The 14,418-nt window shown below is 39.3% G+C and carries 11 protein-coding genes; 10 read left to right on the forward strand and 1 reads right to left on the reverse strand.

Features of this window, described 5'->3' with window-relative positions:
* Window positions 1-10 precede the first annotated feature (10 nt).
* The 10 genes from alaS (at window position 11) to BLP50_RS00370 (ending at window position 13,283) form a co-directional block, all read left to right on the forward strand.
* Window positions 11-2,662, forward strand: coding sequence for an alanine--tRNA ligase (alaS, locus tag BLP50_RS00325; protein ID WP_090149238.1), 2,652 nt, complete (start codon window positions 11-13; stop codon window positions 2,660-2,662).
* Window positions 2,663-2,764: 102 nt separating this feature from the next.
* Window positions 2,765-3,577, forward strand: coding sequence for a nitroreductase family protein (locus tag BLP50_RS00330; protein WP_090149240.1), 813 nt, complete (start codon window positions 2,765-2,767; stop codon window positions 3,575-3,577).
* A 107-nt stretch (window positions 3,578-3,684) separates the two neighbouring features.
* Window positions 3,685-3,858 (forward strand): 30S ribosomal protein S21, encoded by a 174-nt coding sequence (rpsU, locus tag BLP50_RS00335; RefSeq protein WP_015549455.1) that lies wholly within the window; start codon window positions 3,685-3,687, stop codon window positions 3,856-3,858.
* A gap of 224 nt (window positions 3,859-4,082) precedes the next feature.
* Window positions 4,083-5,672, forward strand: coding sequence for a peptide chain release factor 3 (locus BLP50_RS00340; RefSeq protein WP_090149243.1), 1,590 nt, complete (start codon window positions 4,083-4,085; stop codon window positions 5,670-5,672).
* Window positions 5,673-5,844: 172 nt separating this feature from the next.
* Window positions 5,845-6,900 carry a recombinase RecA gene (gene recA / locus BLP50_RS00345; protein WP_090149247.1) on the forward strand — a complete coding sequence of 352 codons (1,056 nt, stop codon included), beginning with the start codon at window positions 5,845-5,847 and terminating at the stop codon, window positions 6,898-6,900.
* 2 nt (window positions 6,901-6,902) lie between these two features.
* Complete coding sequence (locus BLP50_RS00350) at window positions 6,903-7,496, forward strand: regulatory protein RecX (RefSeq protein ID WP_090149249.1); 594 nt, start codon at window positions 6,903-6,905, stop codon at window positions 7,494-7,496.
* Between the two features lie 205 nt (window positions 7,497-7,701).
* Window positions 7,702-9,252 (forward strand): ribonuclease Y, encoded by a 1,551-nt coding sequence (gene rny / locus BLP50_RS00355; protein ID WP_330386029.1) that lies wholly within the window; start codon window positions 7,702-7,704, stop codon window positions 9,250-9,252.
* A 760-nt stretch (window positions 9,253-10,012) separates the two neighbouring features.
* Complete coding sequence (locus tag BLP50_RS00360) at window positions 10,013-12,346, forward strand: DUF2339 domain-containing protein (RefSeq protein ID WP_090149252.1); 2,334 nt, start codon at window positions 10,013-10,015, stop codon at window positions 12,344-12,346.
* A gap of 27 nt (window positions 12,347-12,373) precedes the next feature.
* A complete protein-coding gene (locus BLP50_RS00365; RefSeq protein ID WP_090149254.1) occupies window positions 12,374-12,910 on the forward strand; it encodes an NUDIX hydrolase in 537 nt (178 codons plus the stop codon).
* 13 nt (window positions 12,911-12,923) lie between these two features.
* Window positions 12,924-13,283 (forward strand): hypothetical protein, encoded by a 360-nt coding sequence (locus BLP50_RS00370; RefSeq protein WP_090149257.1) that lies wholly within the window; start codon window positions 12,924-12,926, stop codon window positions 13,281-13,283.
* A gap of 103 nt (window positions 13,284-13,386) precedes the next feature.
* On the opposite strand, the gene BLP50_RS00375 is transcribed toward BLP50_RS00370, so the two are convergent.
* A complete protein-coding gene (locus tag BLP50_RS00375) occupies window positions 13,387-14,418 on the reverse strand; it encodes a 3-deoxy-7-phosphoheptulonate synthase (RefSeq protein ID WP_090149259.1) in 1,032 nt (343 codons plus the stop codon).

A 14,418-nucleotide genomic window follows, 5' to 3' on the forward strand; every position in this document is an offset into this window, starting at 1 on the left:
GAATTTTGTTTTGAATAACGGTGTTAATGATTTAAGACGCGCCTACTTGGAGTTCTTTGAGAGCAAAGACCATCTTTGTCTCAACAGTTTTTCTCTTGTACCACACAATGATAACAGCTTATTGCTTATCAATGCTGGTATGGCACCATTAAAGCCATACTTCACAGGACAGGAGATTCCACCAAGAAAGCGCGTTACTACATGTCAAAAATGTGTTAGAACAGGTGATATTGATAATGTAGGTAAGACAGCTCGTCATCTTACATTCTTTGAGATGTTAGGTAACTTTTCATTTGGTGACTATTTCAAGCACGAGGCAATTGCATGGTCTTGGGAGTTCTTAACAGAAGTTCTTGGATTAGATCCTGATCGTCTTTATCCATCTATTTACGGTGAGGATGAAGAGGCATTTGAAATCTGGACTAAGGAAGTTGGAGTTGCGCCTGAGCGCATCACTAGATTCTACAGAGATCCAGAGACAGGTGAGTGTGATAATTTCTGGGAGCATGGTGCAGGTCCTTGCGGTCCTTGCTCTGAGATTTACTATGACCGTGGTGAGAAATATGGCTGTGGCAAGCCAGACTGTAAGGTGGGCTGTGATTGCGACCGTTACATGGAGGTTTGGAACAACGTATTTACTCAGTTCAATGGCGATGGTCATGGCGGTTATGAGGAGCTTGCTCAGAAGAATATCGATACAGGTATGGGACTTGAGCGTCTTGCTGTAGTTATGCAGGATGTGGACTCTGTATTTGATATTGATACTATGAAGGCTATTCGTGACAAGATTTGTGAGATGTCTGGTAAGCAGTATCAGGTTGATGCTCTTGATGATGTTTCTATTCGTCTTATCACTGATCATATTCGTTCATCTACTTTCCTTGTATCTGATGGTGTTACACCTTCTAACGAGGGTAGAGGATATGTTCTTCGTCGTCTTATTCGTCGTGCTGCTAAGCATGGTCGTGCACTTGGAATTAAGGGCACATTTATGGCTAAGCTTTCTGAGACAGTTATTAACGAATGTAAGGACGGCTATCCAGAGCTTTGGGAGAAGAGAGAGTTTATCTTCAAGACTCTCACAGCAGAGGAAGAGCAGTTTAACAAGACAATCGATAAGGGACTTGAGATTCTTGCAAAGATGGAAGAGGAGCTTGTGGCATCTGGTGCTAAGGAGCTTTCAGGCGAGAATACATTCAAGCTTTACGATACATACGGATTCCCTGTTGATCTTACAGCAGAGATTCTTGAGGAAAAAGGATTCGGTTATGACGCTGAGGGATTTGAGGCTTGCATGGAGAAGCAGCGTCAGACAGCACGTGCAGCTCGTAAAGAGACTAACTACATGGGTGCTGATGCATCAGTATATGATGACATCGATTTAGCTGTTACATCTGAGTTCGTTGGATATGACAAGACTACATCTGAGTCTACTGTTACTGTTCTTACAACAGAGACTGAGATAGTTGATACACTTGCTGAGGGCATGATTGGTACAATCATCGTTCCAGAGACTCCATTCTACGCTACTATGGGTGGTCAGATTGGTGATACAGGTGTGATTTCTACTGCTAATGGAGAGTTTGAGGTTAAGGATACAATCAAGCTTAAGGGTGGCAAGATTGGCCATGTTGGACAGATGGTATCTGGCATGATCAAGGTAGGAGAGAAAGTTACTCTTACTGTTGATGCTGCTCGCAGAAGCCGTATCTGCAAGAACCACTCAGCTACTCACCTTATGCAGAAGGCTCTTCGCGAGGTACTTGGTACACACGTAGAGCAGAAGGGTTCATATCAGGATGCTGATAGAACACGTTTTGACTTTTCTCATTTCTCAGCAATGACTGCAGAGGAAATTGCTAAGGTTGAGAAGATGGTTAATGACAAGATTGCTGAGGGACTTGCAGTGGAGACAGCTATCATGTCAATTGACGAGGCTAAGAAGTCTGGTGCTATGGCTCTCTTCGGTGAGAAATATGGCGAGACAGTTCGCGTAGTTAAGATGGGAGATTTCTCAGTAGAGCTTTGTGGTGGTACTCACGTATCAAATACTTCTGAGATTTCTGCATTCAAGATTTTATCTGAGTCTGGTGTAGCTGCTGGTACACGTCGTATCGAGGCTATCACAGGACAGGCAGTATTTGAGTATTACGCAGATATAGAAGCTAAGCTTAATGCTGCAGCTGCAGCACTTAAGTGCCAGCCAGCTGATGTTGAAGAGAAGATCGCACATCTTCAGAAGCAGCTTAAGGAAGCTAATTCTGAGCTTGATTCATTAAAGGCTAAGGCAGCTCAGGCAGCCGTTGGTGATGTTATGGATTCAGTTGTAGAGGTTAAGGGTGTTAAGCTCCTTGCTACTTCAGTTGCTGGTGTAGATATGAATGGCCTTCGTGATCTTGGCGATGATCTTAAGGGCAAGCTCGGTGAGGGCGTTATTGTTCTTGCATCTGACTGCGATGGCAAGGTTAACCTTGTTGTTATGGCAACAGATGATGCTCAGGCTAAGGGCGCACACGCAGGTAATCTTGTTAAGGCTATCGCACCAAAGGTTGGCGGTGGCGGCGGCGGTCGTCCTAATATGGCTCAGGCCGGCGGCAAGAACCCAGCAGGTATTGCTGATGCATTAGCAGAAGCTAAGACAGTTCTCGAGGGAATGTTATAAGATATTTAAGCCTTAAAGCATAGCTTTAGGGCTTTTTATTTAATTGTATTGATTTTGCACAATTAAATAATGTATAATCTAAATTATCAAGGAGGTATTAAAATGTATTTTGATGATGTTAAAAATAGAAGAAGTGTAAGAACATTTGATGGTTTAGGAATAACTGATAAGCTTTTAGAGGATTTGAAGGAATATGCAGCATCAGTTTCTAATCCTTATGGGATTCCTGTTACTTTTGATTTTTTAGATGCTAAGGATAATGACCTTTCTAGCCCTGTTTTAAAAGGCGAAGAATTATATGTAACAGCCAAGGTAAAAAAGGTCGAGAATGCTGATGTAGCTTATGGCTATAGCTTTGAATCTTTATTGATGCATGCAGTAAATAAAGGATTAGGTACAGTATGGATTGGCGGAACTATGCCAAGAGACAAGTTTGAAAAGGCTTGTAATTTGGCTGACGATGAGATTATGCCTTGCGTTAGCCCAATTGGTTTTGCTGCTGATAAAATGGGTGTAAAGGAAGTTCTCATGAGAAAAGGTGTTAAGGCTGATTCTAGATATGCTTTTGAAGAACTTTTCTTTAAAAATGATTTCAACACACCATTAACTGAGGATGAGGCTGAAAAGATGGGCATTTTCTCGGCTCTTGAGGCTGTTCGACTTGCACCATCGGCAGTAAATAAGCAACCATGGAGAGTTGTAGTTACTGATAATGCAGTACATTTTTATGAGAAAAAGGATAGAGGATATGATAATGGTACCTATGATTTACAAAAAGTAGATTTGGGAATAGCTATTAATCATTTTGATTTTGAATGTAAAGATGGCGGAAAGACCTTATCATTCAAGGTTTCTAATCCAGGTATTGCTATGCCGGGAGATAATTACGAATATATTGCTAGCTTTGAATTTTAATTAAATAGAAAGTAGTTGACAAATATTGATTATATGCTAAAATACACGTTAGTGCTTTTAGATTAATGAGTACAAGTCCCCAAATGGAGGGAGGTTAGGATTAGACTATGTCATATGTTACAGTTAAAGAAAACGAGTCATTAGACAGCGCTCTTCGTAGATTTAAGAGAAACTGTGCTAAGGCTGGCATCCAGCAGGAGATTCGTAAGCGTGAGCACTATGAGAAGCCTTCAGTAAAGCGTAAGAAGAAGTCTGAGGCTGCTAGAAAGCGTAAATACTAATCAGTTTTACAGCTTACAAACTATGAAGTTATGGCCTATATCGTCGCGGCGATATAGGCTATTTTTCGGTTTGTATGTGATAAATTTATTTTTGCATCTTAAAGTATTTTAATGAGCTTGTAACTATCATGCTCTGAGTGCTGCTGTAGTTCACTTTTTAGTGAACGTAAGCAATATCAGGCTTGAGAGAGTAACAAGCGGACTTAGGTTGTTTGGAGGTATAGATGGCTTATACAGTTGAGCAAGAGATAAAGAGACGTCGTACATTTGCGATTATTTCCCATCCGGATGCTGGTAAGACTACTCTTACAGAGAAGTTCCTATTGTACGGTGGACAGATTAATTTGGCTGGTTCTGTTAAGGGTAAGGCCACAGCTAGACACGCAGTTTCTGACTGGATGGAAATCGAGAAGGAGAGAGGTATTTCTGTTACTTCTTCGGTTCTTCAGTTTGAATATGACGGTTATTGCATCAATATCCTTGATACACCTGGACATCAGGATTTCTCAGAGGATACATATCGTACACTTATGGCTGCAGATTCTGCAGTAATGGTTATTGATGCATCTAAGGGTGTTGAGGCACAGACTAGAAAGCTTTTCAAGGTCTGCGTTATGAGACATATTCCTATTTTTACATTTATCAACAAGATGGATAGAGATGCTAATGATACATTTGAGCTTCTTGATGATATTGAAAATGAGCTTGGTATTGCTACTGTGCCTGTTAACTGGCCAATTGGTTCCGGCAAGGAATTCAAGGGTGTATACGACAGAAATGAGCGTACAGTTCGCATGTTCTCTGACACTCAGAAGGGTACAAAACAGGGCGAAGAGCGTATCCTTTCAATCGATGATCCTGCCCTTAAGGAAGAAATCGGTGACGAGAAATACGAACAGTTAATGGAAGAGCTTGAGCTTTTAGATGGTGCTGGAGCTGAGTTTAATCAGGACCTTGTTACTAAGGGTGAGCTTTCACCTGTATTCTTTGGTTCGGCCCTTACTAACTTTGGTGTAGAGACATTCCTTGAACATTTCCTTAAGATGACATATAGCCCACTGCCACGTATGAGTGATGCAGGTGAGATTAGTCCATTTTCTGAGGATTTCTCTGCATTTGTATTTAAGATTCAGGCCAATATGAACAAGGCACACAGAGATAGAGTGGCATTTTTACGTATTTGTTCCGGTACATTTGATGCTACTAAGGAATACACTCATGTGCAGGGAGGCCGTAAGTCTAAGCTTTCTGCTCCACAGCAGATGATGGCTGATGAGCGCAAGATAGTAGACAAGGCTTATGCGGGAGATATTATTGGTGTGTTTGATCCAGGTCTTTACAGCATTGGTGATACATTTACTTCTGCTAAAAAGACATTCAAGTTCGAGGGAATTCCTACATTCGCTCCTGAGCATTTTGCACGTGTTCGACAGATTGATACTATGAAGCGTAAGCAGTTCATGAAGGGAATTACACAGATTGCACAGGAAGGTGCTATCCAGATTTTCCAAGAGTACAATACAGGTATGGAAGAGATTATTGTAGGTGTTGTTGGTGTGCTTCAGTTTGATGTGCTTAAGTACCGTCTTAACAATGAATACAATGTAGAGATAGGCCTTGAGAACCTTCCTTATGAGCATATTAGATGGATTGAGGGGGACTATGATATCAACAAGATTTCTGGTACCTCAGACATGAAGAAGATTAAAGATCTAAAGGATAGACCACTTCTTTTGTTTGTTAATTCTTGGTCAGTTGGTATGGTTCAGGATAGAAATGAAGGACTTGTTCTTTCTGAGTTTGGTCGAGACTAATTTAGACTTGACGATATTGATAATCACATGTATATTAATGGGCAGTGGCAGTCGCCACTGTCTTTTTTGTTTTTTTCTTATTTTTCCCAAATTTATTGTTGACTTTTATTATGTGTTTATCTATTATTATATTTAAAGAACGAACAGTTGTTCCGAACGGAGGTTTTATAAAATGGCAAACGAAGATAAATTAAGAGCATTAGATGCGGCTATTTCACAGATTGAGAAGCAGTACGGTAAGGGTTCAGTTATGAAGCTCGGCGAGGGAGCTAATATTCAGGTAGAGACAGTTCCTACTGGTTCTATCAGCCTTGATATTGCTCTTGGTCAGGGAGGATTCCCTAAGGGCCGTATTATTGAGATATATGGACCAGAATCATCTGGTAAGACTACACTTGCACTTCATGCAGTAGCAGAGGTTCAGAAGGCAGGCGGTATTGCAGGTTTCATCGATGCTGAGCATGCCCTTGATCCTAAATACGCTAAGGCAATTGGTGTTAATATTGACGACTTATACATTTCACAGCCTGATAATGGTGAGCAGGCTCTTGAGATTACAGAGACTATGGTTCGTTCAGGAGCTATGGATATTATCGTAGTCGACTCAGTTGCAGCCCTTGTACCAAAGGCAGAGATTGATGGCGATATGGGTGATTCTCATGTTGGTCTTCATGCACGTCTTATGTCTCAGGCGATGAGAAAGCTTACAGGTATTGTAGCTAAGACTAACTGCGTAGTTATCTTTATCAACCAGCTTCGTGAGAAGGTAGGCGTTATGTTTGGTAATCCAGAGACTACAACTGGTGGTCGTGCTCTTAAGTTCTATGCTTCAGTACGTATCGATGTTCGTCGTATCGAGGCATTAAAGCAGAGCGGCGAGGTTATCGGTAACAGAACTCGTGCAAAGATTGTAAAGAACAAGATCGCACCTCCTTTCAGAGAGGCAGAGTTTGATATTATGTTTGGTGAGGGTATCTCTCGTGAGGGTGATATTCTTGATGTAGCTACTAATTTGGATATCGTTCAGAAGTCTGGTGCTTGGTATGCTTATCTTGGTGAGAAGATTGGCCAGGGCCGTGAGAATGCTAAGCTTTATCTCAAGCAGAATCCTGATGTATGCGAGGAGATCGCATCTGCTATTCGCGATCATTATGCTGAGGCAGATGAGACTGAAATCGGTTTAGTTGGTGGAGAAAAGGAAGATATTCCAGCAGAGGTTATTGAATAATCATGTATGTTAAGTCTCTTGTTAAGTTAACAAAGGGAAGAGCGAAAATCTGTCTCGATAGCGGGACAGATTTTGTTCTATATAAAAAAGAATATGAAAGCTATGGTATAGAGGAGGGGGCTGAGTTATCTTCATCAGATTATCAGCAGATATGTACAGATATTTTGATACCTCGTTGTAAAAAGAGGGCGCTTCATCTTTTAGAAAAGCAGGATCGCTCTGAGAAGAACCTTAGAGACAAGCTGAAAGAGGGAGGATATCCTTCGGATATAATTGATATTGCTATAGCCTACATAGATGATTATGGATATTTAGATGACTATAGGATGGCATGTAGTCATATTCGTTTTTATATGGAGTCTCGCAGTAAGCGACGTATACAGCAGGACTTGATGAATAAGGGCATTAAATCTGATGTAATAGAGCGGGCTCTTGAGGACGAATATACCTGTGATGAGACCGACCAGATTCAGCGCCTATTAGAGAAAAAGGAATACAATCCTGATGAGGCTACCTATGAACAGAAGGCAAAGATGTATCGTTTTTTAGCAGGACGAGGATACTCATCGGATGCTATAAATAGAGCTCTAAATTAGCTGTCGCTTTATGGACAAATACCCATAGTATATTACTTATTGTATGAAAGTATTGTAAAGCCCTTGCCTGACTACTATATCTAGTATACTAGTCTTGACAGACGTACTTTAGACAGTTAAACTAAATATGTTGAAGTTTATAAATGAGAGCATTATAGCTTTTATTTTATATTCCAATTAGAAAATTAAATAAGGAGGTGCTCCTGTGGACGTAGTAACGATTATTGTTGCAATTGTCGTTGCTGTTGTAGCAGTTGTGGGTACTCTTATTGTTTCTAATAATATTCACGAGAAACAAGGCCAAAGAAAGATTGGCTCGGCTGAGGAAAAGGCTCGTGAGATTATTGATGAGGCAGTTAAGAGCGCGGAGGCTAAAAAGAGAGAGGCCATGCTCGAGGCAAAAGAAGATGCCATGAGACAGAAGAACGATCTCGATAAGGAAATCCGTGAGCGCCGAGCAGAGATTCAGAGAAGTGAGCATAGAATTTCACAGAAGGAAGATAACCTTGAAAAGAAATTAGATGCATGCGAGAAAAAGGAAGCTGAATTTGCTCGTCAGGAACAGCAGCTTAACAAGCAGCGTGAAGAGGTTGCTAAGCTTAATCAACAGCGTATACAGGAACTAGAGAGAATCTCAGGACTTACCTCCGAACAAGCAAAAGAACAACTTTTAAAATCTGTAGAAGAAGACGTCAAATTAGACGCAGCAAAGCTTATTAAGGAAAGCCTTGCACAGGCAAAAGATGAAGCTGATAAAAAGGCACGTGACATTGTTGTTAGTGCCATTCAGAAATGTTCAGCAGATCATGTTGCAGAGACTACAATCTCTGTTGTGCAGCTTCCTAATGATGAGATGAAGGGACGTATCATTGGTCGTGAGGGACGAAATATTCGTACTTTAGAGACAATGACAGGTGTTGAGCTTATCATTGATGATACTCCTGAGGCAGTTATTTTATCAGCATTTGATCCAGTGAGACGTGAGATTGCACGTATCGCACTTGAAAAGCTCATTGTAGATGGACGAATTCATCCAGCTAGAATCGAGGAGACAGTAGAGAAGGCTAAGAAAGAAGTTGAGCAGCAAATTAGAGAAGAAGGCGATGCAGCCGCTCTTGAGGTTGGTGTTCAGGGTATTCACCCAGAGCTTCTTAGACTTTTAGGTAAGATGAAATTTAGAACCAGCTACGGACAGAATGTGCTTAAGCATTCTATCGAGGTTGCTCAATTATCAGGCTTACTTGCAGCTGAGCTTGGACTTGATGTCCGCATGGCTAAGCGCGCCGGATTACTCCATGATATCGGTAAGGCTGTAGATAGAGAGCAAGAGGGTACTCATGTACAGCTTGGTGCTGATTTATGTCGCAAGTATAAGGAGTCACAGACAGTTATTAACGCTGTTGAGGCACATCATGGTGATGTTGAGCCAGAGACACTTATTGCTTGTATTGTACAGGCAGCTGATACTATTAGCGCAGCTAGACCTGGTGCTCGTCGCGAGGCGATGGAGACATATACTAACAGATTAAAAGAACTTGAAGAAATTTCAAACGGATTTAAGGGTGTTGAGAAATCTTTTGCTATTCAGGCAGGTAGAGAGATTCGAATCATGGTTGTTCCTGAACAGGTAACAGATGCCGATATGGTAATCATGGCTAGAGATATTTCAAAGCAGATTGAGTCACAGCTTGAATATCCTGGACAGATTAAGGTTAATGTTATTCGTGAGTCACGAGTTACTGATTACGCAAAGTAAAATTTAGCGGGTGGTTATCCACCCGCTTTTTTTGAACCCATTTTTAGGGGATTTTTACTGAGCTGAGTGAGTTTTTTAGGAAAGCTACTGCCTGTAGAGGATTTTTGGATTTAGGCAGTAGGGGAATCTGGGGAGGCTACTGCCTGAAATGAAATATGTGATATAGGCAGTAGTAAATTTGAGAAATGATACTGCTTAAATAGGAATACTCGATTTAAGCAGTAGGGATATTGGAAAATACTACTGCCTGAGCTGAAATATGTGATATAAGCAGTAGTAAACTTAAGAAATGTTACTGCTTAAATAGGATTGCTCGATTTAAGCAGTAGGGATATTGGAAAATAATACTGCCTGAAAGGGAATATGCGATATAGGCAGTAGTAAATCTGAGAAATGTTACTGCTTAAATAGGAATACTCGATTTAAGCAGTAGGGATATTGGAAAATAATACTGCCTGAAATGAAATATGCGATATAGGCAGTAGAAAATTTAAAAAAAGGTACTGCCTTATTTGGATTATTTAATATAAGCAGTAGTAGGCTATGACAATATTACTGCCGAGAGAGAGATTTTAGTAATAAGCAGTAGAAATATTAAATATGGGTACTGCCAAATTTAGAAATAGTGAATTAAGCAGTAGTTAGAGGGGAGTTGAGACGGTTGTTGGTGTTTTTTAAGAAAGGACTTGCAATATAGTACTAAGAGTAGTAGAATACTACCTATATGAACGGTTGCATATAGTAAGAAAAGGGAGAAGCTATGATGGAACAGGTTAATACGAGATTGGATGAAATGGAAGAAAGAATAGACGCTATTGTTAGAACGCTTTCTTCTGCAAGTATTGAGCTTTCAAATCTCAAGCAAGATATCAAGGTTATGAAAGCTAATGAGATAGAACGTTCAATTGATAATTCGTTAATAAAATCCAAAGAGGTTGAGCAATCAATTGCTAATTCGGATGATATGGTATTCACTAGTAAGATAACTGATAATACTTTGAATCAAGCAATATCAGTTGAAGAGCAGCTGGATGCTCAGTCTCAGGTATTTACTTCAAATACAAGTATTTCTCAGCCGGAAGTTAACAATGATGACCAGAATACAGTAGAATATAAAGCTGTAGATTCAACACAGAATAAAGAGGAAGTTTTTGATAATGCTGTAAATATGCATGAGTCAATTTCTCCTATTATACAGCAGGGAACAATTACAATTGAGACAGTTGGTCCAGAAGAAAAGATTGTTGAGCCTGTTGTTAGTAAGAATCAGCAGCAGACTGGCAAGTTGGAAAGGTTCATTGGTAAAAACACTATGGCTGCTGGAGCATCTATTTTGATTTTTATTGCTCTTGCTATGTTTGCGACAGTTATTGTACCTGTGCTTACAAATGAGATTAAAATGGTTGCAATGTTCCTATTTAGTTTTGGGCTTATAGGAGTTGGAGAAAAGTTCACTAGCAAAAATAAAGGATTTATTGCGCTTACTGCCTGCGGTGTTGGTTCGCTTTTGATATCTGCAATTATTTCCTATTCGTATTTTGAATTCTATAATTTCATAGTACTTTATATTCTTCTATTACTATGGGATATTTTTGTAAGTTATCTTGGCATTAAAAGATCTCTTATCTTTTCTGCTATAGGCCAAATAGGTATCTTAGTGTCTATGTGTCTTACAATTGATTTTCTGGGAAGCGACTTTAATTTAACTTTTATGATGATTCTTTTCCTGTTAACGGAATTGCCATTTATCATTGCAAATTTTGTAAATAAGCAGTATTACGGCTATTTTATTACATGGTGCGGCGCAGTAGTTATCACTTCGATAATTACATTGTATGCTTTGATTGTTTATAAATTTGCTAATCTTGAATATTATCCAATGGGAATTGATTGGATTGGATTTATCCTTGCAATTTTCCTTGTAGCTTTCACTGGTTTAGTTGCGGATAGATATGTGAAGTCTGATACTGAGAAAACATTTTCTTTTATACAGTTATTGATTACAACCTTCGTTGTAAATCATGTATTACTAGCGCAGATTACTTGCATGGAGGAAGGTTTTCACCTGATGAAGGAAGTGTGGATTCTTTCTATAGCTTTCGATTTGGTCGCTATTGCTTTGTTTGAAAAATATCTTCAGGGTTATAATGACAAAACAATGGGAATTATTTTCCAGGCCTTTTGTGTGGTAAGTATTTTAGGAACAATATTAATAAATAGTTATATAGAAGGATTTGTTTTGATCCCAATTATAGCTGCTGGATTATTATATTTTGGCCACAAATTACACCATATTCATTTTAGAATATTTGCAGGAATATTGGCATTATATCCACTGATATACTTCGTAAGAGATTCATGGCCTAGAATCATTTGTGAATTAGTATGTCTTGGTCTTTTAATTGCTGATTCTGTTGTAGAGAATAAGCAACATAAAGTGATTAAATATAATAATGTGGTCTATGCGATTGGATATATTGTTTTCTTAGATCTGATTTATGTAATTGATAGCAAACTCTTCCTAGATACTGATGTGAGAAATATTATTATTCTTGCCATTAGTTTGGTGGTTCAACTTGTTGTTTTAAATAGAAAATGGACAACCATCGTTGATGAAGATAATGTGTTATTTTTTGTGATTAATTCACTTTTGATGGTTGGCGCGATAGCGGCTCTTGTTGTAGCTGAAGGGGCTATTTCAACTACATTGTTATCACTTATTATGCTAGGATTGTTTGGAGTAAATACTACAAATCTTCTGAGGATTAATCCGGGATTTGGTTTGTATATTGTAATTAAATATACTGTAGCAGCGATTATTATATTAGGAGTTTGCTCTGCACCAGGATTTGTATTTTCTATAACATACTTATTGATTGCTATTACATCAATTATTATTGGCTTCAAAAAGGAAAATAAGCCGATTCGTATTTACGGATTAATATTATCTATGTTTAGTATTGTGAAGCTTATCCTATGGGATATTAGTTACAACAGCTTGCCTATAAGAGCTCTTGGCTTCTTGGTATGTGGTATGCTTTGCTTCGCAATTAGTTTTATCTATCACAAGCTTGATGTGAGCGATAAAGCATAAATAAATAAAAACGAGGAGAATAAGGACTTGAACAATTTAAAAAGAATTAATAGGGAGCTAATCCATTCGGGAACAATTCTTGATATTTATGTGGACACAATGCAGCTTCCAAATGGAAAGACAGAAGAGTGGGATTTTGTGAGCCACAGAATGGGGGCAGCGTGTGTGCTTGCAGTTAAGCCTAATGGCAAAATCCTTATGGTACGTCAGTACAGAAATGCAATTGACAGGGAGACTCTAGAGGTACCTGCCGGTAAGCGAGATTCAGTAGATGAAGATACTAGAATTTGCGCAGAGCGCGAACTGGAGGAGGAGACAGGATACAGAGCAGGAAAGCTTGAAAAGCTCTTATCTTTGAAATCTACAGTTGCTTTCTGTGATGAGTTTATTGATGTTTATTTGGCTACAGAACTTGAAAAAGTAGGTGAGCAACACCTTGATGAATCTGAAGAAATTGACATTGAGGAATGGGATTTAAAGGATCTTATGGATATGTGCTATGAAGGAAAACTTCAGGATTCAAAGACTGTAGCAGCTATTATGGCATACGCAGCTAGGAGATAAAGGGAGGTATATAATGCCAGAAGATAAAAAAGCAAAGTCTAAAAAATGTTCCATTATTGCACTTGTATTGATACCGGTTAATTTAATTGCTGCGGTCATTTTTTACGAAATTTGCAGTTCTTTGGGAGCACCTAGTAAGGTATATAATATATTAGCGATTATCTGTCTTGGATTTTTAGTTGCAGGTATAATAAATATGATTATGGCCATGGTTTATAACTCAAAGAATCCATTAGCTATCGTTGCACTGGTTTTGTACTGCATTTTGATAATTATAGCTATTATGGTGATTTCGATTGTTTTTTTTATCGTGGAATTTTTTGCGAACTCAGGAATTGGATGTTCTGGAATGGGAGCAATGTTATTTTATTAGTGCTTAAGATGATTTGCAGAAAAAGATGGGATGTAGTGGCATTTCAAAAGAGGTTAAACGAATTAAGAAAGGTCCTTGAGTGTTTGACTCAAGGACCTTATTTTTAATTTCGCTCTGCAATTGTGTAGAGTAAGTGTCTGGTATCTTCCCAACCAAGGCATGGATCTGTGATTGACTGACCGTATGTCTGGTGGTCTGAAATAGGCTGATTGCCCTCCACTAAGTAACTCTCTATCATGACACCCTTAACAAGCTTTTTGATATCGTCTGAATGATTTCTGTTGTGCATTACCTCTTTTACGATTCGAATTTGTTCCTTGAACTGCTTGTTTGAATTTGAGTGGTTCGCATCGATGATGCAAGCTGGATTAACAAGGTCCATTTCCTCGTACATGTTATGAAGACGAATAAGGTCCTCATAGTGGTAGTTCTGAGTGCTGTTGCCGTGCTTTGAAACAGCGCCACGAAGAATAGTGTGAGCCAGTGGATTTCCGCTGGTCTTAACCTCGTAGCCAGAGAAAGTGAAGTGGTGTGGATGCTGAGCCGCATATACGGAATTAAGCATTACACTGAAATCTCCTGAAGTAGGATTCTTCATACCTGATGCTACATCAAATCCAGAAACTGTAAGGCGGTGATGCTGATCCTCAACAGAACGCGCGCCAATTGCTACATATGAAAGTAAATCATCTACATAGCCCCAGTTCTCAGGGTAGAGCATCTCGTCAGCAGATGTAAGCTCAGATTCAGTCATAGCGCGGATATGCATTTTTCTCATGGCAATAAGTCCGGCAACCATATCAGGTGCCTCGTTTGGATCTGGCTGAGAAGCAATGCCCTTATAGCCGCTGCCTGTAGTACGTGGTTTGTTAGTGTATATTCTAGGTACTACTAATACCTTATCTTTTATATCCTCGGCAACACGAGAAAGCTTGTTGATATATTCGCATACAGCATCCTCATTGTCAGCTGAACAAGGTCCGATGATACATAAAAATCTGTCATCCTTTCCGGTGATGATATCAGCGATTTCCTTGTCGCGCTGCTTTTTTATCTCTTGAATCTTTTCAGAAACAGGAAGCTGTTTTTTGATTTCCTCAGGTGTTGGCATTTTCTTTAAGTAATTGAAGCTCAT

Origin of the sequence: Pseudobutyrivibrio sp. AR14 (assembly GCF_900101325.1) — a bacterium.
Taxonomy (GTDB): Bacteria; Bacillota; Clostridia; order Lachnospirales; family Lachnospiraceae; genus Pseudobutyrivibrio.